We start from the raw sequence: 23,107 nt of genomic DNA on the forward strand, positions 1-23,107 counted from the left end.
ACCCCTTACTGCGCCTGCACCCGCAGCTCAGCTGCGGAACGACTACGGTGACCCAACAGTGCTTTAACATCGCTGGACTTCGGTTTAACCAGCGCAAACTTCGCCGCGAAGGCCGGCCAGTTGGCGAGGATCTCTTCGCCGCGCTGCGAACCGGTAAGCTGGACGTGTTCGGTAATTAAGCCGCGCAGGTGTTCCTCATGGATAGCCAGCGTGTCCACGTCCAGAACTTCCACCAGTTCAGGGTTAACGCGTTTACGGAAGTCGCCATCTTCATCCAGGACGTAAGCAAAGCCGCCGGTCATACCTGCGCCGAAGTTCACGCCGGTTTTACCCAGGATACAGACGATACCGCCGGTCATGTATTCACAGCCGTTGTCGCCGATGCCTTCCACCACGGTGATGGCGCCGGAGTTACGTACCGCAAAGCGTTCGCCCGCGCGTCCTGCCGCGTACAGACGACCGCCGGTCGCGCCATACAGACAGGTGTTGCCAATGATGCTTGCTTCATGGCTGCGGAAGGCGGAGCCGACCGGAGGACGAATCGACAGCAGACCGCCCGCCATCCCTTTACCCACGTAGTCGTTGGCGTCGCCGGTCAGGTGCAGCTCAACGCCGCCGGCGTTCCAGACGCCGAAGCTCTGGCCCGCGGTACCGCTAAAGTGGGCGGTAATCGGGTCGGCGGCCAGCCCCTGGTCGCCATGAGTCTGGGCGATATAGCCGGACAATGACGCCCCAACGGAACGGTCGGTGTTACGAATATCGAACCAGAACGTTTTGCTCTGTTTGTTATCCACATACGGCTTCGCCTGCTGCAGCAGCTGCGCGTTGAGCACGCCGTTATCGAACGGCGGGTTGCTCTCGGTGCAGTACAGCGCCTTGCCCGGCAGCGGCTCAGCGGTTTCCAGCAGTTTGCCGAGCTCCAGTTTCTGCTGTTTCGCCGTAAAGCCTTCCAGTTCTTTCAGCAGGTCGGTACGGCCGATCAGGTCCACCAGACGCTTCACGCCCAGCTGCGCCATCAGCTCGCGGGTTTCGCGGGCAATGAATTCAAAGTAGTTGGTCACTTTGAACGGCAGGCCGTGGTAGTGGTTCTTACGCAGTTTGTCGTCCTGGGTCGCTACGCCGGTGGCGCAGTTGTTCAGGTGACAGATACGCAGGTATTTACAGCCCAGCGCGACCATCGGGCCGGTGCCGAAGCCGAAGCTTTCCGCGCCAAGGATCGCCGCTTTGATGATATCGAGGCCGGTTTTCAGGCCGCCGTCTACCTGCAGGCGAATTTTATGACGCAGGCCGTTGGCGACCAGCGCCTGCTGGGTTTCCACCAGGCCAAGTTCCCACGGACAGCCGGCATATTTCACCGATGAGAGCGGGCTCGCCCCGGTACCGCCATCGTAACCGGCGATAGTGATAAGGTCTGCGTAGGCTTTCGCCACGCCGGTGGCGATGGTGCCGACACCCGGTTCGGAAACCAGTTTGACGGAAATCATCGCCTTCGGATTGACCTGCTTGAGGTCGAAAATCAGCTGCGCCAGATCCTCGATAGAGTAAATATCGTGGTGCGGCGGCGGGGAGATCAGCGTCACGCCCGGTACCGAATAACGCAGTTTGGCGATATAAGGCGTCACTTTGTCACCCGGCAACTGTCCGCCTTCACCGGGTTTCGCGCCCTGGGCGACTTTAATTTGGATCACGTCGGCATTCACCAGGTAGGCTGGAGTAACGCCGAAACGACCGGAAGCCACCTGCTTAATGCGCGAGACTTTGTTGGTGCCGTAGCGCGCCGGGTCTTCACCGCCTTCACCGGAGTTGGAGAAGCCGCCGATGCTGTTCATCGCTTCCGCCAGTGATTCGTGCGCTTCCGGGCTCAGTGCGCCGATCGACATGGCCGCGGTATCGAAGCGTTTAAACAGCTCTTTCGCTGATTCCACCTCATTGATGCTTACGGCTTCATCGCTTGGGTTGAGCGCCAGCAGATCGCGCAGCGTGGCCGCCGGGCGTTCATTAACCAGCTTCGCGTATTCCTGATAATCACGGTATTCGCCGCTCTGAACCGCCTGCTGCAGGGTGCGAACGACGTCCGGGTTGTAGGCGTGATATTCGCCGCCGTGGACGTATTTCAGCAAGCCGCCCTGAGCCAGCGGTTTACGCGCCAGCCATGCGCGCTTCGACAGATTCAGCAGGTCCTGCTGGAAGTCGTCGAAACCGGCGCCGCCGATGCGGCTCACTACGCCCTGGAAGCAGAGGTCGGCCACGTCGCGATGCAGGCCGACCGCTTCGAACAGCTTCGAGCAGCGGTAGGAGGCGATGGTCGAGATCCCCATCTTCGACATGATTTTGTACAGGCCTTTGTTGATGCCGTTACGGTAGTTCAGCATCACCGCACGGTATTCTTTATCGATAGCTTTGCTATCCACCAGCTTCGCCAGGGTTTCGTAAGCCAGATAAGGATAGATAGCCGTCGCGCCAAAGCCCAGCAGCACCGCGAAGTGGTGCGGATCGCGGGCGCTGGCGGTTTCGACGATGATGTTAGCGTCGCAGCGCAGGCTCTTTTCGACGAGGCGCGTCTGGATAGCGCCAACGGCCATCGGCGCCGGCACCGGTAGACGATCTTTCGCGATGTTGCGGTCAGACAGTACCAGCAATACGGTACCGTTACGCACCATCTGTTCCGCTTTATCGCACAGCGCTTTTACCGTCTCGGCCAGCGTGGTTTCGTTGGCATCAAAGGTAATGTCCAGGGTGTCGGCGCGATAGTGCTCCTCCTCCATGGTGGTCAGCTGTTTAAAGTCGGAGTACAGCAGGATCGGCGATTTGAAGCTCAGGCGGTGCGCCTGGCCTTCCGCTTCGCAGAAGACGTTCATTTCACGGCCGATACTGGTAGCCAGCGACATCACGTGCGCCTCACGCAGCGGATCGATAGGCGGGTTTGTCACCTGGGCGAACTGCTGGCGAAAATAATCGTAAATGATACGCGGCTGGCTGGAGAGCACGGCGAATGGGGTATCATCGCCCATCGAACCGACCGCTTCCTGGCCGTTTTCCCCAAGGACGCGCAGAACGGAGTCCAGCTCTTCGGCGCTGTAGTTAAACTGTTTCTGGTAGCTGGCGAGCGTGTCGTCATCCAACTGACGGCTGCCGACTTCTTCTTCCGGCAGGTCTTCGAACGGCACCAGACGGCGGACGTTTTTCTCCATCCACTCTTTGTACGGATGGCGGCTTTTCAGATCGTTATCGGTTTCCGCCGAGTGCAGAATGCGCCCGCTGCGGGTATCGATGACCATCAGCTCGCCAGGCCCAACGCGGCCTTTTTCCATCACCTCATCCGGCTGATAGTCCCAGATGCCGACTTCAGACGCGCAGGTGATGAGTTTATCTTTGGTAATGACGTAGCGCGCCGGACGCAGACCGTTACGGTCGAGGTTACAGGCGGCGTAGCGACCGTCGGACATGACGATGCCCGCCGGGCCGTCCCACGGCTCCATATGCATGGAGTTAAAGTCGAAGAACGCGCGCAGCTCCGGATCCATATCCGGGTTATTCTGCCAGGCCGGCGGTACCAGCAGGCGCATCGCGCGGACGATATCCATCCCGCCTGCCAGCAGCAGTTCCAGCATATTATCCATCGAGCTTGAGTCAGAGCCGGTTTCATTGACGAACGGCGCGGCGTCATGCAGATCGGGGATCAGCGGGGTCTGGAATTTATAGGTACGGGCGCGGGCCCACTGGCGGTTACCGGTGATGGTATTGATTTCACCGTTGTGCGCCAGATAGCGGAACGGCTGCGCCAGCGGCCAGCGTGGTACGGTGTTGGTGGAGAAGCGCTGGTGGAACAGACAGATAGCGGATTCCAGGCGCAGGTCCGCGAGGTCCAGGTAGAAGCGCGGCAAATCCGCCGGCATACACAGACCTTTATAGATATTGACCAGGTTCGACAGGCTACAAACGTAGAAATCTTTGTCTTCCTGCAGGCGCTTTTCAATGCGACGGCGCGCGATGAACAGACGACGTTCCATATCGCGCGGGCGCCAGCCTGCCGGAGCGTTAACAAAAATTTGTTCAATACGAGGCAGCGAGGAGAGGGCGATTTCACCGAGCACGCCTTCGTTAGTCGGCACATCGCGCCAGCCAACGATAGACAATGTTTCGCGTTGCAGCTCTTCTTCAACGATACGGCGCGCAGCGCTTGCCAGCTCGGGGTCTTTATTCAGGAACAGCATCCCGACGGCGTAGTTTTTGGCTAAGCGCCAGCCGCGCTCTTCCGCCACAATCCGGAAGAAACGATCGGGTTTTTGTAACAGCAGGCCGCAACCGTCGCCGGTTTTACCATCGGCAAGGATCGCGCCGCGGTGCTGCATTCGGGCCAGTGCGTGTATAGCGGTGCGCACTACCTTGTGGCTAGGTTCGCCTTCTATGTGGGCGATCAGGCCGAAACCACAGTTATCCCGCTCAAGGGATTTGTCGTACAACATATCAGTGAACCTCCCCAGGCTCTACGGGATGCCCTCTTAATCGATTGCGCGCAAGGCACAGCAAGAGCATGGCGACGGGGTAAGGGCATCTTTGCCTACCTCGCATTCGCCCTCTTTAAATCCTTTTCGCATCGGTACACAAGTTTGAGGACTTGCTATTAAGAGGGAATCTCAATTACTGCATAAATATGATGAGCAGAGCGCTCATCCAGAAAGCTTCCAGCGGATTCCCAACTTATCGAGAATCCACACTTACGTCAAATGGCAATCTTATTTATACAAAAGTGTGCTAAGAGGTGGTTAATTTTATGATTTTAAAGGGTATTATTGTTTTTTTAAAGGCATGTAAACTCTCAGGGATGCGTAATCTAGTGTGATCTGTCTCACTATATCCGCAGCCTAAGATTACCTTTCTGTGCTGAATTGTATTTTTATAGCAGAGTATTTGACTGCTGCTGTTCTTAATGGCAGGAAATAAAACTATTTTTTGCTGTGACAAAGATAATTGAAACTCAGCATTGAAGTATAAGGAAATGTTATTACTGCAGCTGTGAATGAAACAGCGTTTATTTTGATTGAATATGCAATGAGCTAAGCGGCCGCGCTGACGATTGATCCAGGTCATCGCCGTCGGAGGCTAAAAATGGCAGGCTTGGCCCCTTTCTTGAGGCCGGTCTATCAGATTATGCAGTTACAAAAATTAGTCAACATGTTTGGTGGGGATCTTACGCGCCGCTACGGTGAAAAGGTACATAAACTGACGCTGCATGGTGGATTTAGCTGCCCGAATCGTGATGGCACAATTGGCCGCGGCGGCTGCACATTTTGTAATGTCGCCTCCTTCGCCGACGAGGCCCAGCAGTACCGCTCAATTGCCGATCAGCTGGCGCACCAGGCGCAGCTGGTCAACCGCGCGAAACGCTATCTTGCTTATTTCCAGGCCTACACCAGCACCTTTGCCGAAGTTCAGCTCCTGCGTTCGATGTATCAGCAGGCGGTGAGCCAGGCGAATATCGTGGGGCTGTGCGTCGGCACTCGCCCCGACTGCGTTCCCGATGCGGTGCTGGACCTGCTCAGCGAATATCGGGAGCAGGGCTATGAAATCTGGCTGGAGCTGGGATTGCAGACTGCGCATGATAAAACGCTGCATCGTATCAATCGCGGCCATGACTTTGCCTGCTACCAGCGCACCACCCGACTGGCGCGCGAGCGCGGATTAAAGGTCTGTGCGCATCTTATCGTCGGCCTGCCGGGCGAAACCCAGCAGCAGTGCCTGCACACCCTGCAACGGGTAGTTGACACCGGCGTCGATGGCATCAAGCTGCACCCGCTGCACATCGTGACCGGCAGCATCATGGCGAAAGCCTGGCAGGCGGGGCGCCTGAACGGTATTGCGCTGGATGACTATACGGTCACCGCCGGTGAGATGATTCGCCATACCCCGCCGGAGGTGATTTATCACCGTATCTCGGCCAGCGCCCGTCGCCCAACGCTGCTGGCGCCGCTGTGGTGCGAAAACCGCTGGACCGGCATGGTCGAGCTGGACAAATACCTTAATGCCCATGGCGTTCAGGGGTCGGCATTGGGGACACCGTGGATCCTGCCCGCCTGATGCTCCACTTCCTTAACGGCTGATTACCGCCGCATTTTTTGCACAACTTACAGCGTAATGTTCAGAATTGGGTATTATTGTGCGGAGTTGGCGATAAGGAATCCCTCATGAAGCAAATTCGTATGCTGGCGCAGTACTATGTCGATCTGATGATGAAGTTAGGTCTGGTGCGCTTTTCAATGCTGTTAGCTCTGGCGCTGGTGGTGCTGGCTATCGTGGTGCAGATGGCCGTCACGATGGTGCTGCATGGGCAGGTGGAGAGTATTGATGTCATCCGTTCTATCTTCTTCGGGCTGCTGATTACCCCCTGGGCGGTCTATTTTCTGTCAGTGGTGGTCGAACAGCTGGAAGAGTCGCGGCAGCGGCTCTCGCGGCTGGTGGAAAAGCTGGAAGAGATGCGCGAGCGCGACCTTAAGCTTAACGTGCAGCTCAAGGACAATATCGCCCAGTTGAACCAGGAAATTGGCGAGCGTGAGAAAGCGGAAGCGGAACGCGAGACTACGCTGGAACAGTTGAAAATAGAGATGAAAGAGCGTGAAGAGACGCAAATTCAGCTGGAACAACAGTCCTCCTTCCTGCGCTCTTTCCTTGATGCCTCACCGGATCTGGTTTTCTATCGTAACGAAGATAAAGAGTTCTCCGGCTGTAACCGGGCGATGGAACTGTTGACCGGAAAAAGCGAAAAGCAGCTGATTCACCTCAAGCCGCAGGATGTCTATAGCGAAGAAGCCGCGGTGAAAGTGCTGGAGACCGATGAGAAAGTCTTCCGCCATAATGTCTCGCTGACCTACGAACAATGGCTCGATTATCCCGATGGGCGTAAAGCCTGCTTTGAGATCCGCAAGGTCCCCTACTATGACCGCGTGGGCAAGCGCCGTGGCCTGATGGGCTTTGGCCGCGATATTACCGAGCGTAAGCGCTATCAGGACGCGCTGGAGCGCGCCAGCCGGGACAAGACCACCTTTATCTCAACCATCAGCCACGAGCTGCGTACGCCGCTCAACGGCATCGTTGGGCTCAGCCGCATCCTGCTGGATACTGAATTGACCAACGAGCAGGAAAAATATCTGAAAACTATCCATGTTTCAGCGGTGACGCTGGGGAATATCTTCAACGATATTATCGACATGGATAAAATGGAGCGGCGCAAAGTGCAGCTCGATAATCAGGAGGTGGACTTCACCAGCTTCCTTGCCGATCTGGAGAACCTCTCGGGCCTGCAGGCGCAGCAGAAAGGGTTGCGCTTTGTGATGGAGCCAACCCAGCCGCTGCCGCACAAGGTGGTAACCGATGGTACGCGCCTGCGGCAGATCCTGTGGAATCTGATCAGCAATGCGGTGAAGTTTACCCAGCAGGGCAATGTCACCGTGCGCGTCCGCTATGATGAAGGCGATATGCTGCACTTCGAAGTCGAGGACTCCGGTATCGGTATCCCGCAGGCGGAGCAGGACAAAATTTTCGCCATGTATTATCAGGTGAAAGATAGCCATGGCGGTAAACCGGCAACCGGTACCGGCATTGGTCTGGCGGTGTCGCGCCGTCTGGCGCGCAATATGGGCGGCGATATCAGCGTGACCAGCCAGCCGGGGCAGGGGGCGACGTTTACCCTGACCGTACACGCGCAGGCGGTGGCTGATGAAGTCGAAGATACGCTGGCCGAAGACGATATGCCGCTGCCGGCGCTGAACGTGCTGCTGGTGGAAGATATCGAACTGAACGTGATTGTCGCCCGTTCGGTGCTGGAAAAACTGGGCAACAGCGTGGACGTGGCGATGACCGGTAAAGCCGCGCTGGAGATGTTCGAACCCGGCGAATACGACCTGGTGTTGCTGGATATTCAGCTACCGGACATGACCGGCCTCGATATCTCGCGGCAGCTAAAACAGCGCTATGCCGCCGATGAGCTGCCGCCGCTGGTGGCGCTGACCGCTAACGTGCTGAAGGACAAAAAAGAGTACCTTGATGCCGGCATGGATGATGTATTGAGTAAGCCGCTGTCGGTACCGGCGTTAACCGCGATCATCAAGAAATTCTGGGATGCGCCGGAAGACGACGGCCATGAACCGCCTGCGGTGGATGTCGCGAAATCGGCATCGGTACTGGACACCGATATGCTGGAGCAATATATCGAGCTGGTGGGACCGAAGCTGATTACCGACGGGCTGGCGGTGTTTGAGAAGATGATGCCAGGCTACATGTCCGTGCTGGAATCGAATCTCACCGCGCGCGACCAGAAAGGTATCGTCGATGAGGGCCATAAAATTAAGGGCGCGGCGGGTTCGATAGGCCTGCGCCATATCCAGCAGTTGGGACAGCAGATCCAAACGCCAGATTTACCCGCGTGGGAAGACAACGTCGGCGAGTGGGTGGAAGAGATGAAATCCGAGTGGCAAAACGATGTTGCGATACTGAAGGCCTGGATTGCGGCGGCGGATAAAAAATGACCCCGGATAAACCGGGGTGCGCGAATACTGCGCCAACACCAGGGAACTGGTTGTTGAGCCAGGATTGTTCGAGTGATTTTTTTACACGGCGCAACCTGAGGATTTGGCTTGCTCGTTCATTAAGATAGCAAACCATAAATAATTTGTTACGTGAATCGGTAAAATATGTGAAGCATAGCGAGTAAATCAAAATTATTTACTTGTTTCATAGAGTTGCGCTAAGGGGTTAGCAAGATGAAGAAGATTGGCGTGGTACTAAGCGGCTGTGGCGTTTACGACGGCGCAGAAATCCATGAAGCGGTCATTACCCTGTTGGCCATTGCGCGTCGCGGCGCGCAGGCCGTCTGCTTTGCGCCGGATAAGGCGCAAACCGACGTGATCAATCATCTGACCGGCGAAACGATGGCGGAAAGCCGCAACGTGCTGATTGAAGCGGCGCGTCTTGCGCGCGGCGCTATTCAGCCTTTGGCCAGCGCCCGTGTGGACGATCTGGATGCGCTGATTGTGCCAGGCGGCTTTGGCGCGGCGAAAAACCTGAGTAATTTCGCCGCCCAGGGGAGTGACTGCGTCGTTGACCGCGATCTGCAGGCGTTAACGCTGGCGATGCACGAGGCGGGTAAGCCGCTGGGCTTTATGTGTATCGCGCCGGCGCTGTTGCCGAAGATTTTCCCGACACCGCTGCGGATAACCATCGGTACCGATCCGGATACTGCCGAGGTGCTGGAAGAGATGGGCGCGGAGCACGTGCCGTGCCCGGTTGACGACATCGTGGTCGATGAAGACAACAAAGTGGTGACTACGCCTGCTTATATGCTGGCGCAGAATATTGCCGAGGCCGCCAGCGGTATTGAGAAACTGGTCGATCGCGTACTGGTTCTCGCTGAATGAGTAAGCGTGTTGCGCCGCTGGCGATGATCAAGCGCCTGCTGTTACGCCTGGCGCTTATCTGCGTGGTTTTCTGGGGCGGCGGTATCGCCGTATTCAGCGTTCTGCCGGTGCCGTTCTCAGCGGTGATGCTCGAGCGCCAGGTTAGCGCCTGGTTCTCCGGTGATTTTCATTATGTCGCCCATTCTGATTGGGTTGGTATGGACGAGATTTCCCCCTGGATGGGGCTGGCGGTGATTGCCGCTGAAGATCAGAAATTCCCCGACCACTGGGGTTTTGACGTGCCGGCAATCGAAAAAGCGCTGGCGCACAACGAACGGAATGAAAATCGAATTCGCGGCGCGTCGACGCTCTCTCAGCAGACGGCGAAAAACCTGTTTTTATGGGATGGCCGTAGCTGGCTACGCAAGGGGCTGGAAGTGGGCCTGACCGTCGGTATTGAAACGGTCTGGAGCAAGAAACGCATTCTCACCGTGTATCTGAATATCGCCGAGTTTGGCGACGGTATTTTCGGTGTTGAAGCGGCGGCTCAGCGCTATTTTCATAAGCCGGCCAGCCGTTTAACCCCTGCAGAGGCCGCGCTGCTGGCGGCGGTATTACCGAATCCGATTCGGTTTCGCGCCGATGCGCCATCAGGTTATGTTCGCAGCCGACAGGCATGGATCCTGCGCCAGATGCGTCAGTTAGGCGGCGAAGGCTTTATGCAGGCCAATAAGCTGCATTAACCGCAATCCCGCCGGGAGATGCTTAGTCTTCATCAAACCCGGCGTTGAATAGCGCGATCACCGCCGCCAGCGCTTCGACTTCCTGCGGGCCGCTGGCCTCCACCTCAATTTGACGACCTTTGGCGGAATCGAGCATCAGCAGGGCGATAACGCTATTGGCTTCCGCCTCCGTGCCTTCGTCGTTGCGTAGCAACACTTCCGCATCGAAATTCTGCATTAGCTCGAAAAGCTTCATCGCCGGGCGCGCATGCATGCCCAGCTTGTTGGTGATTTCAACGGTTTGCTTGACGGTCATGATTTACGTTTTTCCAGCGTCCGGTGACGAGACTGCACGTTCTTACCGCGCGAGCGGAAGTAGTCAGCCAGCTGTTCGGCAATATAGACCGAGCGATGCTTACCGCCGGTACAACCAATGGCCACCGTCAGATAGCTGCGGTTATTGGTTTCCAGCATTGGCAACCAAAGCTCCAGATAGCTTCGGGTCTGATAAATAAAGTTATGCACTTCCGTATGGCGATCGAGGAAGGCGGCAACCGGTTTATCGAGGCCGGTCATGGGGCGTAGCTTCGGATCCCAGTGCGGGTTCGGCAGGAAACGGACGTCAAAAACGTAATCGGCATCGATAGGGATACCGTGTTTGAAGCCGAATGATTCAAAGACCATCGTCAATTCACGTTCGCGTTTACCTAGCAGGCGGGTACGCAGCATCTCGGCCAGTTCATGCACCGACATTTCGGAAGTATCGACGATCAGGTCCGCGCGCGAGCGCAGCGGCTCGAGCAGATCGCTCTCTTCGTCGATCGCGCTTTCGAGCGACAGATTCTTGCTGGAGAGCGGATGCAAGCGGCGGGTATCGCTGTAGCGGCGGATCAGGGTGTTGCGGTCGGCATCAAGGAACAGCAGCTGCGGGGAGAAGGATTCCGGCAGGTTCTGCATCGCTTGTTCAAAGATTTCCGGTGATTCCGGCATGTTGCGCACGTCGATGCTGACGGCCGCGGAGATATCGCGGTCGGCCAGCGTTCGCGCCAGCTCAGGCAACAGCACTACCGGCAGGTTATCCACACAGTAGAAGCCCATATCTTCCAGCGCTCGCAGGGCGACGGATTTCCCCGAGCCAGAGCGGCCGCTGACGATCATCAGTACCATGTACCGTTTCTCCTCAGTACGATAAAGGTTAAGGCGCGACTCACGTTAAGCGTCATCGCTGCTTCCTGCTTCGGTGATGATCTCATACAACTCTTCATCGCTCACCGCAGCGCGCAGGCGACGGCAGATGGTTTTGTCCGCCAGACGTTTGGCGACCAGCGAGAGCGTATGCAGGTGGGTTTTGGTTTGATCGGCCGGCACCAGTAGCGCAAACAGCAGATCGACCGGCTGATTGTCGATCGCATCGAAGGCGATCGGCGTTTCCAGCTGCACAAAGACGCCAACGGCGCGCAGGGTATCCTCTTCAAGCTTGCCGTGAGGGATCGCAATGCCGTTGCCGATCCCGGTACTGCCCATTTTTTCACGGGTCAGGATCGCTTCAAAGACCACCTGCGGCGGTAAACCTAGCTGCTTCGCCGCCAGTTCGCTGATGATTTCCAGCGCGCGTTTCTTGCTCTGGCAGTGAACCTGGCTACGGGTACAATCCTGGTTAAGGACATTGCTCAGTTGTAGAGCGGAATCGTTGTTCATCATAATTTCACCTGAGCTGCCCTTATCCGCGGGCTGCGGATAAGGGCGATCGCCCGGACAATTAGTGTTGTTTCAGTTTATCTTTATGTTTTGTTAACTGTCTTGCCAGCTTATCGATAAGACCATCGATAGCGGCATACATATCCTGCCCTTCCGCACTGGCATGGATTTCGCCACCGTTGACATGCAAATTGGCGTCCGCGATTTGCGTCACCTTCTCTACTTTTAACACAATATAGACCTGGTTGATCCTATCGAAAAACTGCTCCAGTTTGCTGAACTTCGTGGTGACGAAGTCGCGCATAGCAGGAGTGATCTCGACGTTGTGTCCTGTAATGTTGAGCTGCATAGTGTCTTCCTTATCGGTTGTGTCAGACCAGTTGTTTGCGCTGGTTTGACGGCGGAATGGATAAAGACTCTCGGTACTTAGCAACAGTGCGCCGTGCCACCATAATACCCTGATCGGAGAGCATGGTGGTGAGCTTGCTGTCGCTCAACGGCTTCGCGGGGTTTTCCGCGGCGATTAACTTCTTCACCAGCGCGCGAATGGCGGTAGACGAGGCTTCGCCGCCGCCTTCGGTATTGACATGGCTGGAGAAGAAATACTTCAACTCAAAAATACCTCGTGGACTGTGCAGATATTTTTGCGTGGTAACGCGTGAAATTGTTGATTCATGCATCTCGACGGCCTGGGCGATATCCGCCAGCACCATCGGTTTCATAAATTCTTCGCCCTGCTCAAAGAAGGCCTGCTGCTGTTCGACGATGCAGCGGCTGACGCGCAGTAGGGTATCGTTACGGCTCTCAAGGCTCTTAATCAGCCAGCGGGCTTCCTGCAGGTTGCTGCGGATAAATTGGCTGTCGGCGTCGTTGCGCGCATTATTGCCCATCGCCGCGTATTGCTGATTAATCTTCAGCCGCGGAATGCTATCGGAATTGAGCTCGACAACCCAGCGGCCGCTAACCTTGCGCACCAGCACATCCGGGATCACGTACTCCGGCTCGCTGGTTTGTATGGACTGCCCCGGCCGCGGATCCAGCGACTGGATCAGGCAAACCGCCTCTTTCAGAACGTCTTCTTTCAAGCGGGTGACGCGCATCAGGCTGCGGAAATCGTGGTTGGCCAGGAGATCAAGATGCTCGCTGATGATCAACCGCGCCTCTTCCAGCCACGGCGTCTCTTTGGCAAATTGTGAAAGCTGGATCAGCAGGCAGTCACGGAGATCCCTGGCGGCGACGCCGACCGGATCGAAACGCTGCACGCGTTTGAGTACCGCTTCCACTTCCTCAATGCCAATTTCATCATCTTCGATACTATCGACAATGTCCTGAATGGGAATAGTAAGGTAGCCGGTATCGTCAACGGCATCGACGATGGAGGTGGCAATCGCGCGGTCGGTATCGGTGAAAGGCGTGAGCTCAACCTGCCACATCAGATAATCCTGCAGGCTCTGGGTGGTTTCACCCTGATAGATCGGCAGTTCATCGTCCTGGTAGTCGACGCCATTACCCGACGGCGTGCCGGCGGTGTAGATTTCATCCCAACTGGCGTCCAGCGGGAGCTCGTCCGGCATCTCTTTTTGTTCGAGCGCGTCGACGGTATCCAGAGACTCGCGGTCCTCGGCTTCTGTGGTTTCAACCTCTTCGTGAAGATCGGTTTGCTCAAGCAACGGGTTACTCTCCAGCGCCTGCTGGAGTTCTTGCTGGAGTTCTAACGTGGACAGCTGCAACAAGCGGATGGCCTGCTGCAGTTGGGGCGTCATGGCAAGCTGTTGGCTTAGCCTTAATTGCAAACCTTGCTTCATGTTCAGGGTCAATATCTCCGGCTAAAACGTCTATAACCTCTACCCTATCAGAGTCTGAAGTCTTCCCCAAGGTACACGCGTTTAACCTGCTCGTCTTCAAGGATTTGCTGCGGGGTGCCGTGGGCGATGAGATGGCCCTGGCTTACGATATAAGCTCGTTCACAGACCGCCAGCGTCTCCCTGACGTTATGGTCAGTAATGAGTACGCCAAGCCCGCTGTCGCGCAGGTGTTCGATGATGCGTTTAATATCGATAACGGAGATGGGGTCGACCCCGGCGAACGGTTCATCCAGCAGGATGAATTTGGGGTTCGCCGCCAGCGCGCGGGCGATTTCGACGCGGCGGCGTTCACCGCCGGAGAGCGCCTGGCCCAGGCTATCGCGCAGGTGTTCGATGTGGAATTCTTCCATCAGCTCTTTAGCGCGATCTTCACGCTGCTCGCTGCTGAGATCGTCGCGAATCTGCAGCACCGCCATCAGGTTATCGTAGACGCTCAGGCGGCGGAAGATAGAGGCTTCCTGCGGCAGGTAACCAATGCCGCGGCGCGCGCGCGCGTGCAGCGGCAGCAGACTGATATCTTCATCGTCAATGATAATGTTGCCGGCATCGCGCGGCACAATGCCCACCACCATATAAAAGGTGGTGGTCTTACCGGCGCCGTTCGGGCCCAGCAGACCGACGATTTCACCGGAGTTGACGGTCAGGCTGACGTCTTCCACCACGCGGCGGCCTTTGTAGGCTTTGGCGAGGTTTTTTGCAGTTAATGTTGCCATAACGGATTACTTACCTTTCTTTTGCTGATCGCCGCTTTTGTCCTGCAACTGCGAAGGCACCAGTACCGTAGTCACGCGGCCGCCTTTGTTGCTGAAGGCCTGCATTTTCTGCTCTTTCACCAGATAGGTGATTTTATCGCCCTGAATATTGCTATCCAGCTGTTCCAGATGCGCGTTACCGGTCAGCACCACGAAATCGTTCTGCAGTTCATAATGCATTTTCGACGCGCGGCCTTTCACCGGTTTGCCGTTGTCCTGCATCTGATAGAAGGTGGCCGGATTGCCGAAACCGTCGATCACCTCTTTGCCTTTTTCACCGCCAGGGCGGGTAACCACGACCTTGTCGGCATTGATCTTAATGGTCCCCTGGGTAACGACCACATTACCGGTGAAGGTCACGACGTTACCCTGCATATCCAGCGACTGCTGATCGGATTCGATGTGAATCGGCTGATCGGTATCGCCGGTTTTTGCCAGAGCCGGCAGGCTGGCGGCCAGAAGCGCGCTTGCGAGCGCAATGTTAAGGCTGAGTTTGTTTGTTCTGAATTTCATAAGAGGTTCTAACCTTTTCAATCAGCTCGGCATTTTTGCTGCGTAGGTTCCCGCGCATTTTCAGGCCGCTGGAATTAAATGTTGTTCCGTATAACGTCACCATATCGTCAGAGGTTACATCCTGGGTCACCAGGTTCACCTGCGCGTTATCGGTGGTAATTTTGCGCAGTTGAGAGTCGGGGCTCAACGCGTCGACCTCAACGTGGCCGTAAAGATACAGCATACGGTCGTTGGTTAACTTGGCTTTATCCGCTCTGATTGACCAGGCCGGAACCTTGTTGGTATCAAAGGTGGTCATTACCGGGTTGGTGAACCACGATACTTCTTGTTCGGAAAAGTATTCGACATGCTCGGCTATCAGACGATAGCTCAGCGCGCCTTCCGGGCTGTACACCACGGTATCGGTATGCTCGCTTTTATACGTCGGATCGTTAGGATTGACCGCGACGGTCGCGGTGTCGTCCGTACTCGCCAGGTTCAGGCCGATCAGGATCAACGCGACCAGCGATAGTAAGATGATAACCCAACGTCTGGTTTTACTCATATTGATTGCCCTTTGGCCTCATCAAGCTTGCCCTGCGCCAATAGTAACAAATCGCAGACTTCGCGTACCGCGCCGCGTCCGCCGTTAATTCGCGTGACATAGTTCGCCCGCGGGAGCAGCAGCGGATGCGCATCGGCGACGGCGACGCTTAAACCGACCTCCGCCATTACCGGCCAGTCGATCAGATCGTCGCCAATGTACGCGACTTCATCGGGGCGAACCGCCAGTTTGCTTAATAATTCGCGAAACGCCAATAGCTTATCGGACTGACCTTGATACAGATGCGTAATGCCCAGCGTCTGGCAGCGGTCTTCTACCAGTTTAGCTTTTCGCCCGGTAATAATCGCGACTTCAATACCGGAAGTCAGCGCGCAGCGGATCCCGTAGCCATCGCGGACGTTAAACGCTTTCAGTTCTTCGCCGTTGTTGCCCATATAGATAAGGCCGTCGGAAAGCACGCCGTCGACGTCGAGGATCAGTAAACGGATCTTCGCCGCCCGGTCGATAAATTCCTGGCTTACCGGCCCGTAGCAGGTGTCGACCTGGGCATCAGCATTATTCATTATTTTATCCTTACTTACACTACGCCAGCGCGCAGCAGATCGTGCATATGTACCACACCTAGCAGTCGGTCGCCATCGGCAACCAGCACGCAGGTGATATGGCGGGACTGCATCAGGTTGAGCGCATCTACCGCCAGCATGCCCGGACGAATGCGGATCCCGCCTGGGGTCATGACTTCAGCGATGCTGGCGTTACGCATATCGACGCCGGTATCAAAGACGCGGCGCAGGTCGCCATCGGTGAAGATGCCGATGATATTCATCTCGTCATCGCAGATGGCCGTCATGCCTAAATTCTTACGGGTGATTTCCAGCAGCGCATCGCGCAGGGTGGCCTGCAGGCCGACGTGAGGGATCTCATCGCCGGTATGCATAATATCATTGACCCGCAGCAGCAGCTTACGACCAAGTGCGCCGCCGGGGTGTGACAGGGCGAAATCTTCGGCGGTAAAGCCGCGAGCTTCGAGCAGCGCTACGGCAAGGGCGTCACCCATCACCAGCGCGGCGGTGGTGCTGGAGGTCGGCGCCAGTCCTAGCGGACAGGCCTCTTTCGGCACTTTCACACATAGATGAATATCGGCGGCGCGCGCCATGCTGCTGTCCGGACGGCTGGTGACGCAGATAAGCGGCACCTGCTGGCGTTTAAGCACCGGAATCAACGCCAGAATTTCATTAGATTCACCGGAATTGGATAGCGCGATGACCACATCCTGCGGCGTGACCATCCCCAGATCGCCGTGAGCCGCTTCACCGGGATGGACAAAAAAAGCCGAAGTACCGGTACTGGCGAAAGTCGCCGCCATTTTGCGCCCGATATGACCGGATTTACCCATGCCCATCACCACGACTTTACCGCCGCAGCGGAAAATCGTTTCACAGGCGCGGGTGAAATCTTCATTAATATACTGATCGAGCTGGGCCAGACCTTCACGTTCAATTTCCAGAACCTGACGTCCTGCCTGTTGAAAGTCAAAATCCGTTGGCAAATCTATTTGCGACATGATGTTATCCCAATTCATTCAACGAAGAACGGCGCAGAACAGAACAGTAGCGCCAACCAAACCATAAAGCCGCCGACCAGCAAGGCGCCCGCTACGCGTCCCGGCTGCCGTTTGCGCCGCCAGCACAGCAGCGCGAAGATAGCGCTGACCAGCAGCATTACGCTGTAGTCGCGCGTAAAAGCTTCGGCAGGGAAGGCGCCAGGGGCTATTAACGCTGGCAGCCCGAGTACCAACACAAGGTTAAGGATATTCGCGCCAATAATATTCCCGATGGCGATATCGTCTTCCCCTTTTCGTGCGCCGGCGATAGCGGTGGCCAGTTCCGGCAGGCTGGTGCCGATAGCAATAACCGTTAAGCCGACCGTCAGCTCGCTAATTGCGAAATAGTTCGCCAGCACCGTGGCGTTATCCACCACCATGCGGGTGGCCATCGGCATGACGATCATCGCCACCCCGAGCCACAGCAGGGCGACGGGCAGCGAACCGCCGCGTGGCAGCTCCGCCAGCTGTTCCCGGGTCAGGCTATCGCTGCCCTGGCGTTCCGCCAGGCGCGCTATCTTTAGGGTAAACACCAGCCACAGTATGGCCAGCGCCAGTAAAAACAGCCCGTCCAGACGCGACAGTTGACCATCGTAAAGTACAAATCCCGCCAGTAAACTGACCAGCAACATTAACGGCAATTCGCGGCGCAGGATATCAGAATGCACGGTAAATGGATGGAGCAGGGCGGCAAGACCGAGAATTAATAGAATATTAGTAATATTGGATCCCAACGCCGTGCCGATCGCCAAATCGGTTTGTCCGTGCAGGGAGGCGGCGACGGAAACGATGATCTCCGGCAGGCTGGTACCGATGCTCACGACAGTCATGCCGATGATGAGCGGCGGGATCCCCATCATGCGGCACAGTATTGAAGCGGCGTATACCAGACGATCGGCGCTGTAAACGACCAGCAGTAAACCAATTATTAACAGAGCCGTTGCTAAGAGCATCTAAAGTCCTTTCTTCAGGTATAATCGTCGCCTCGCTGGCCGTCCGTACGCAGCGTAACGAATTCTTAATTTTGACTTTATGTGTGGCAAAAGTAAAACAAATGCCAGCTTTCGCTAACCCGGGCAGGTAAGATTCTGTAAAAATGTTGGGTTTGTGGTGAAAGAAAGCGCCATGCTTAGCCCGAAGGTTTAGTAAGGATGATTTTATGAGCCAAACTCTGGCGAATTTAGTCGAGGTTCGCGGTATTCGTTTCTCTCGGGGCGACCGCGTCATCTTCGATGATATCTCGCTATCGGTGCCTCGCGGCAAGATTACCGCCATTATGGGGCCATCGGGGATCGGCAAGACGACCCTGCTGCGTTTGATCGGCGGCCAGATCCCGCCGGACAGCGGCGAGATCCTGTTTGACGGCGAAAACGTGCCGCAAATGACGCGCTCGCGGCTGTATACCGTGCGTAAACGTATGAGCATGCTGTTTCAGTCCGGCGCGCTATTCACCGATATGAACGTGTTTGATAACGTAGCTTACCCGCTGCGCGAACATACCCAGTTGCCGGATGCGCTGCTGCATACCACCGTCATGATGAAGCTGGAGGCGGTTGGGCTACGCGGCGCGGCGAAACTGATGCCTTCTGAACTCTCCGGCGGGATGGCGCGGCGCGCGGCGCTGGCGCGGGCTATTGCCCTTGAGCCGGATCTGATCATGTTTGACGAACCCTTCGTCGGACAAGATCCCATCACCATGGGCGTATTGGTTAAACTTATCTCAGAGCTGAATAGCACCCTGGGAGTGACCTGCATTGTGGTATCGCACGACGTACCGGAAGTGCTGAGCATTGCGGATTACGCCTACATCGTGGCGGATAAGAAAATCGTTGCCCACGGCAGCGCGCAATCGCTGCGTGAAAATAGCGATCCGCGCGTGCGCCAGTTCATTGATGGCATCGCTGACGGCCCGGTGCCGTTCCGCTATCCTGCGGGCGATTACCACCATGATTTATTAGGCAAAGGGAGCTAAACGACTCATGCTATTTAATGCGCTGGCAGCGCTCGGACACCGCGGCATCAAAACCACCGCGACCTTCGGGCGCGCCGGATTAATGCTGTTTAATGCCGTGGTGGGCAAGCCGGAATTTCGCAAGCATGCGCCGCTGCTGGTACGCCAGCTGTATAACGTCGGCGTGCTATCGATGCTGATTATTATCGTTTCGGGGCTGTTCATCGGAATGGTACTGGGGCTGCAGGGTTATCTGGTATTAACGACCTATAGCGCTGAGACCAGTCTGGGCATGCTGGTGGCGCTGTCGCTGCTGCGCGAGCTGGGGCCGGTGGTGGCCGCGCTGCTGTTCGCCGGGCGAGCCGGTTCGGCGTTAACCGCCGAGATTGGCCTGATGCGGGCGACCGAGCAGCTCTCCAGCATGGAGATGATGGCGGTGGATCCGCTGCGCCGGGTGATTTCGCCGCGCTTCTGGGCCGGGGTCATCTCGCTACCGCTGTTGACGATCATTTTCGTCGCCGTGGGGGTCTGGGGCGGTTCGCTGGTTGGCGTAAGCTGGAAAGGCATCGACGCAGGGTTCTTCTGGACCGCGATGCAAAATGCCGTCGACTGGCGAATGGATCTGGTTAACTGCCTGATTAAAAGCCTGGTTTTTGCCGTTACGGTAACCTGGATTGCGTTATTCAATGGTTATGACGCTATCCCCACTTCCGCTGGAATTAGCCGGGCAACGACGCGCACCGTGGTGCATTCGTCGCTGGCGGTTCTGGGGCTGGATTTTGTGCTGACTGCGCTGATGTTTGGGAATTAAGTTCATGCAAACGAAAAAAAATGAGATCTGGGTAGGTGTGTTCTTACTGGCGGCGCTGCTGGCGGCGCTGTTTGTCTGTCTGAAGGCGGCGAACGTGACCTCGTTGCGTACCGAACCGACTTACCGTCTTTATGCGACCTTCGATAACATCGGCGGCCTGAAAGCGCGTTCACCGGTGCGTATCGGCGGTGTGGTGGTCGGTCGCGTTGCCGATATTACCCTCGATCCGAAAACCTATCTGCCGCGTGTTGCCATCGATATCGACGAAAGCTACAACCACATTCCGGATACCAGTTCGCTGGCGATTCGTACTTCCGGCCTGCTCGGGGAGCAGTACCTGGCGCTGAACGTCGGTTTCGAAGATCCGGAACTGGGCACCGCTATTCTTAAAGACGGCGGTACGATTCAGGACACCAAGTCCGCGATGGTACTGGAAGATCTGATAGGCCAGTTCCTCTATAACAGCAAGGGCGGCGATAATCAGAATTCTGACAATGATAAGGCGGCGGCTGAGAGTCATACTGACGCTACGCCGCAGGCCGGCATGACGCATTAATTTCAGGAGAGACAAGATATGTTTAAACGCTTACTCATGGTCGCCATGCTGGTGATTGCTCCACTGACCGCCGCGCATGCCGCGGATCAAACTAACCCGTATAAGCTGATGGACGAGGCGGCGCAGAAGACCTTCGATCGTCTGAAGAACGAACAGCCGAAGATCAAAGCGAACCCAAACTATCTGCGTGATATCGTCGATCAGGAACTGCTGCCTTACGTGCAGGTGAAATACGCCGGCGCGCTGGTGCTGGGCCGTTACTACAAAGAGGCGACGCCTGCACAGCGTGAAGCCTACTTTGCCGCCTTCCGCGAATATCTGAAACAGGCTTACGGTCAGGCGCTGGCCATGTATCACGGGCAGACTTATCAAATTGCGCCTGAGCAGCCGCTGGGCAGCGCAACCATCGTTCCGATTCGCGTCACCATCCTCGACCCGAATGGCCGTCCTCCGGTACGCCTGGACTTCCAATGGCGTAAAAATACCCAGACCGGCAACTGGCAGGCTTATGACATGATCGCCGAAGGCGTCAGCATGATCACTACCAAACAAAACGAGTGGAGCGATCTGCTGCGTACGAAAGGCGTTGACGGTCTGACCGCGCAGCTGAAAGCTATTTCTGCCCAGCCTATCACTCTGGAACAGAAAAAATAATGAGCGAGCAACTGAGCTGGAACCGCGACGGTGAACGCCTGGCGTTGCGCGGCGAACTGGATCAGGAATTTATACTGCCGCTGTGGAATGCCCGCGCGCAGGCTACCGACGGCGTATCCACTATCGACCTCAGCGACGTTTCGCGGGTCGATAGCGCCGGAGTGGCGTTGCTGGTTCATTTTGTCGCGCTGGTACGCCGGCAGGGCAAAACGGCGCAAGTGGTAGGAAAAAGCGAAAACCTGCAAACGCTGGTGAGTCTTTACAACCTTCCGGCAGACATGATCCCGTAAATTTTTCAGTAGGTTAATGCTGAAGCTATTCTGAAAGCCCTATCAATCTGTTCGATGGGGCTTTTTGCTTGTTTAAGACAGCGCCACTTTCCTCTAAGATGTTGGGCTGTTTTCACACTCAGAAAAATGTGATCCCATGGAAAATCATGAAATTCAGACCGTGCTGATGAACGCACTCTCCCTTCAGGAAGTCCACGTCTCTGGCGATGGCAGCCACTTTCAGGTTATCGCTGTGGGTGAGATGTTTGACGGCATGAGCCGGGTAAAAAAACAGCAGGCTATCTACGCGCCGCTGATGGAATATATTGCCGACAATCGCATTCATGCGCTGTCGATCAAAGCGTTTACCCCGCAAGAATGGGCGCGCGATCGCAAACTTAATGGCTTTTAAGCTGTAGGGATGTTCCCTACAGCGTTGATGAATTTTTAACCGAGAACAGAATCAATGGATAAATTCCGTGTTCAGGGGCCGACTCGCCTGCAGGGCGAGGTCACCATTTCCGGCGCTAAAAACGCTGCCCTGCCAATCCTCTTTGCCGCGCTGTTAGCCGAAGAGCCGATTGAAATCCAGAATGTACCGAAGCTGAAAGATATCGATACCACCATGAAGCTGCTGAGCCAGCTGGGCGCGAAGGTCGAGCGCAATGGTTCCGTATGGATCGATGCCGGTCCGGTAAATGTTTTCTGTGCTCCGTACGATTTAGTGAAAACCATGCGCGCTTCCATCTGGGCGCTGGGGCCGCTGGTGGCGCGTTTCGGTCAGGGTCAGGTTTCTCTGCCGGGCGGCTGCGCTATCGGCGCGCGTCCGGTCGACCTGCACATTACCGGTCTGGAACAGCTGGGCGCGGAAATCAAACTGGAAGAAGGCTATGTGAAGGCATCAGTCAATGGGCGTCTGAAAGGCGCGCATATTGTGATGGATAAGGTGAGCGTAGGGGCGACCGTGACTATCATGAGCGCGGCGACGCTGGCTGAAGGCACCACGGTTATCGAAAACGCCGCGCGCGAGCCGGAAATCGTCGATACCGCCAACTTCCTCAACGCGCTGGGCGCGAAAATCAAAGGCCAGGGCAGCGACCGTATCACCATCGAAGGCGTCGCGCGTCTCGGCGGCGGCGTTTATCGCGTGCTGCCGGACCGTATCGAAACCGGTACCTTCCTGGTTGCCGCGGCGATCTCCGGCGGTAAAATTATGTGCCGCCATGCGCAGCCGGATACCCTGGATGCGGTGCTGGCGAAGCTGCGCGAAGCTGGCGCGGATATTGAAGTCGGTGAAGACTGGATTAGCCTCGATATGCACGGCAACCGTCCGAAAGCGGTCAACGTGCGTACCGCGCCGCACCCGGGTTTCCCAACCGACATGCAGGCGCAGTTCACCTTGCTGAACCTGGTGGCTGAAGGGACTGGCGTTATCACCGAAACCATCTTCGAAAACCGCTTCATGCACATTCCGGAACTGATCCGTATGGGCGCGCACGCGGAAATCGAGAGCAATACCGCGATTTGCCATGGTGTCGCGAAGCTGTCCGGCGCACAGGTCATGGCGACCGACCTGCGTGCATCCGCAAGCCTGGTACTGGCGGGTTGTATTGCGGAAGGGACGACCATCGTCGACCGTATCTATCACATCGATCGCGGCTATGAGCGCATCGAAGATAAACTGCAGGCTCTGGGCGCGAATATCGAACGCGTTAAGGGCGAGTAGTCCCGCTTCGGTAGCAGCCCTCTGACGTCCGTCCGGGGGCTGTTATCGAGCTCT

Annotated in this window: 23 protein-coding genes; 11 read left to right on the forward strand and 12 right to left on the reverse strand. The window is 56.3% G+C overall.

Features of this window, described 5'->3' with window-relative positions:
- Positions 1-5: 5 nt before the first annotated feature.
- Positions 6-4,466: a glutamate synthase large subunit gene (gene gltB / locus KGA69_RS08870; RefSeq protein ID WP_213293015.1), complete on the reverse strand. Its 4,461-nt coding sequence runs from the start codon at positions 4,464-4,466 to the stop codon at positions 6-8.
- 685 nt (positions 4,467-5,151) lie between these two features.
- Between gltB and KGA69_RS08875 the strand changes: the two genes are divergently transcribed.
- The 4 genes from KGA69_RS08875 to mtgA all read left to right on the forward strand — a co-directional run bounded on the left by KGA69_RS08875 (position 5,152) and on the right by mtgA (position 10,132).
- Complete coding sequence (locus tag KGA69_RS08875; RefSeq protein ID WP_063447632.1) at positions 5,152-6,078, forward strand: tRNA modification radical SAM protein MnmL/YtqA; 927 nt, start codon at positions 5,152-5,154, stop codon at positions 6,076-6,078.
- 107 nt (positions 6,079-6,185) lie between these two features.
- Complete coding sequence (gene arcB, locus KGA69_RS08880; protein WP_045394977.1) at positions 6,186-8,522, forward strand: aerobic respiration two-component sensor histidine kinase ArcB; 2,337 nt, start codon at positions 6,186-6,188, stop codon at positions 8,520-8,522.
- A gap of 234 nt (positions 8,523-8,756) precedes the next feature.
- Entirely contained in the window at positions 8,757-9,410 is a 654-nt protein-coding gene (gene elbB / locus KGA69_RS08885; protein WP_045394975.1) for an isoprenoid biosynthesis glyoxalase ElbB, read from the forward strand.
- Positions 9,407-10,132, forward strand: a complete 726-nt coding sequence (gene mtgA, locus KGA69_RS08890) for a monofunctional biosynthetic peptidoglycan transglycosylase (RefSeq protein WP_045394973.1) — start codon at positions 9,407-9,409, stop codon at positions 10,130-10,132. The genes elbB and mtgA overlap by 4 nt, the downstream gene beginning before the upstream one ends.
- Before the next feature lie 22 nt (positions 10,133-10,154).
- Here the strand turns inward: mtgA and npr are convergent, their stop codons facing one another.
- Genes npr through KGA69_RS08945 form a run of 11 tightly spaced genes read right to left on the reverse strand, consistent with a single transcriptional unit; the run spans position 10,155 to position 18,039 of the window.
- A complete protein-coding gene (npr, locus tag KGA69_RS08895; RefSeq protein ID WP_002918431.1) occupies positions 10,155-10,427 on the reverse strand; it encodes a PTS phosphocarrier protein NPr in 273 nt (90 codons plus the stop codon).
- Entirely contained in the window at positions 10,424-11,278 is an 855-nt protein-coding gene (gene rapZ / locus KGA69_RS08900) for an RNase adapter RapZ (RefSeq protein WP_015369491.1), read from the reverse strand. Before rapZ ends, npr begins: the two co-directional genes overlap by 4 nt.
- Before the next feature lie 45 nt (positions 11,279-11,323).
- Positions 11,324-11,812, reverse strand: coding sequence for a PTS IIA-like nitrogen regulatory protein PtsN (gene ptsN, locus KGA69_RS08905; protein ID WP_015369492.1), 489 nt, complete (start codon positions 11,810-11,812; stop codon positions 11,324-11,326).
- Between the two features lie 58 nt (positions 11,813-11,870).
- A complete protein-coding gene (hpf, locus tag KGA69_RS08910; RefSeq protein ID WP_004125711.1) occupies positions 11,871-12,158 on the reverse strand; it encodes a ribosome hibernation promoting factor in 288 nt (95 codons plus the stop codon).
- 22 nt (positions 12,159-12,180) lie between these two features.
- Positions 12,181-13,614 (reverse strand): RNA polymerase factor sigma-54, encoded by a 1,434-nt coding sequence (gene rpoN, locus KGA69_RS08915; RefSeq protein WP_047044697.1) that lies wholly within the window; start codon positions 13,612-13,614, stop codon positions 12,181-12,183.
- Between the two features lie 47 nt (positions 13,615-13,661).
- Positions 13,662-14,387, reverse strand: a complete 726-nt coding sequence (gene lptB, locus KGA69_RS08920; RefSeq protein WP_004206203.1) for an LPS export ABC transporter ATP-binding protein — start codon at positions 14,385-14,387, stop codon at positions 13,662-13,664.
- A gap of 6 nt (positions 14,388-14,393) precedes the next feature.
- Positions 14,394-14,939 (reverse strand): lipopolysaccharide ABC transporter substrate-binding protein LptA, encoded by a 546-nt coding sequence (gene lptA / locus KGA69_RS08925; protein ID WP_015369494.1) that lies wholly within the window; start codon positions 14,937-14,939, stop codon positions 14,394-14,396.
- A complete protein-coding gene (gene lptC / locus KGA69_RS08930; RefSeq protein WP_047044700.1) occupies positions 14,908-15,483 on the reverse strand; it encodes an LPS export ABC transporter periplasmic protein LptC in 576 nt (191 codons plus the stop codon). Before lptC ends, lptA begins: the two co-directional genes overlap by 32 nt.
- Positions 15,480-16,046: a 3-deoxy-manno-octulosonate-8-phosphatase KdsC gene (gene kdsC / locus KGA69_RS08935; protein WP_015369496.1), complete on the reverse strand. Its 567-nt coding sequence runs from the start codon at positions 16,044-16,046 to the stop codon at positions 15,480-15,482. The genes lptC and kdsC overlap by 4 nt, the downstream gene beginning before the upstream one ends.
- 14 nt (positions 16,047-16,060) lie before the next feature.
- Positions 16,061-17,047 (reverse strand): arabinose-5-phosphate isomerase KdsD, encoded by a 987-nt coding sequence (gene kdsD, locus KGA69_RS08940; protein WP_015369497.1) that lies wholly within the window; start codon positions 17,045-17,047, stop codon positions 16,061-16,063.
- 14 nt (positions 17,048-17,061) lie between these two features.
- Positions 17,062-18,039, reverse strand: a complete 978-nt coding sequence (locus tag KGA69_RS08945) for a calcium/sodium antiporter (protein WP_045394967.1) — start codon at positions 18,037-18,039, stop codon at positions 17,062-17,064.
- A 206-nt stretch (positions 18,040-18,245) separates the two neighbouring features.
- On the opposite strand from KGA69_RS08945, the gene mlaF reads away from it, so the two are divergent.
- The 7 genes from mlaF to murA all read left to right on the forward strand — a co-directional run bounded on the left by mlaF (position 18,246) and on the right by murA (position 23,053).
- Entirely contained in the window at positions 18,246-19,058 is an 813-nt protein-coding gene (mlaF, locus tag KGA69_RS08950) for a phospholipid ABC transporter ATP-binding protein MlaF (RefSeq protein ID WP_015369499.1), read from the forward strand.
- 7 nt (positions 19,059-19,065) lie between these two features.
- Positions 19,066-19,848 carry a lipid asymmetry maintenance ABC transporter permease subunit MlaE gene (gene mlaE, locus KGA69_RS08955; protein ID WP_015369500.1) on the forward strand — a complete coding sequence of 261 codons (783 nt, stop codon included), beginning with the start codon at positions 19,066-19,068 and terminating at the stop codon, positions 19,846-19,848.
- A 4-nt stretch (positions 19,849-19,852) separates the two neighbouring features.
- Entirely contained in the window at positions 19,853-20,404 is a 552-nt protein-coding gene (mlaD, locus tag KGA69_RS08960; protein ID WP_045394997.1) for an outer membrane lipid asymmetry maintenance protein MlaD, read from the forward strand.
- An 18-nt stretch (positions 20,405-20,422) separates the two neighbouring features.
- The gene (mlaC, locus tag KGA69_RS08965; protein ID WP_045394964.1) at positions 20,423-21,058 is read left to right on the forward strand and encodes a phospholipid-binding protein MlaC; all 636 of its coding nucleotides are present in this window, start codon (positions 20,423-20,425) and stop codon (positions 21,056-21,058) included.
- Entirely contained in the window at positions 21,058-21,348 is a 291-nt protein-coding gene (gene mlaB / locus KGA69_RS08970; protein ID WP_015369503.1) for a lipid asymmetry maintenance protein MlaB, read from the forward strand. Before mlaC ends, mlaB begins: the two co-directional genes overlap by 1 nt.
- Before the next feature lie 136 nt (positions 21,349-21,484).
- Positions 21,485-21,739 carry a BolA family iron metabolism protein IbaG gene (gene ibaG, locus KGA69_RS08975; protein WP_015369504.1) on the forward strand — a complete coding sequence of 85 codons (255 nt, stop codon included), beginning with the start codon at positions 21,485-21,487 and terminating at the stop codon, positions 21,737-21,739.
- Between the two features lie 54 nt (positions 21,740-21,793).
- Positions 21,794-23,053 (forward strand): UDP-N-acetylglucosamine 1-carboxyvinyltransferase, encoded by a 1,260-nt coding sequence (gene murA / locus KGA69_RS08980; protein WP_045394960.1) that lies wholly within the window; start codon positions 21,794-21,796, stop codon positions 23,051-23,053.
- Positions 23,054-23,107: the final 54 nt, after the last annotated feature.

Origin of the sequence: Klebsiella sp. A52 (assembly GCF_018388785.1) — a bacterium.
Taxonomy (GTDB): Bacteria; Pseudomonadota; Gammaproteobacteria; order Enterobacterales; family Enterobacteriaceae; genus Klebsiella; species Klebsiella aerogenes.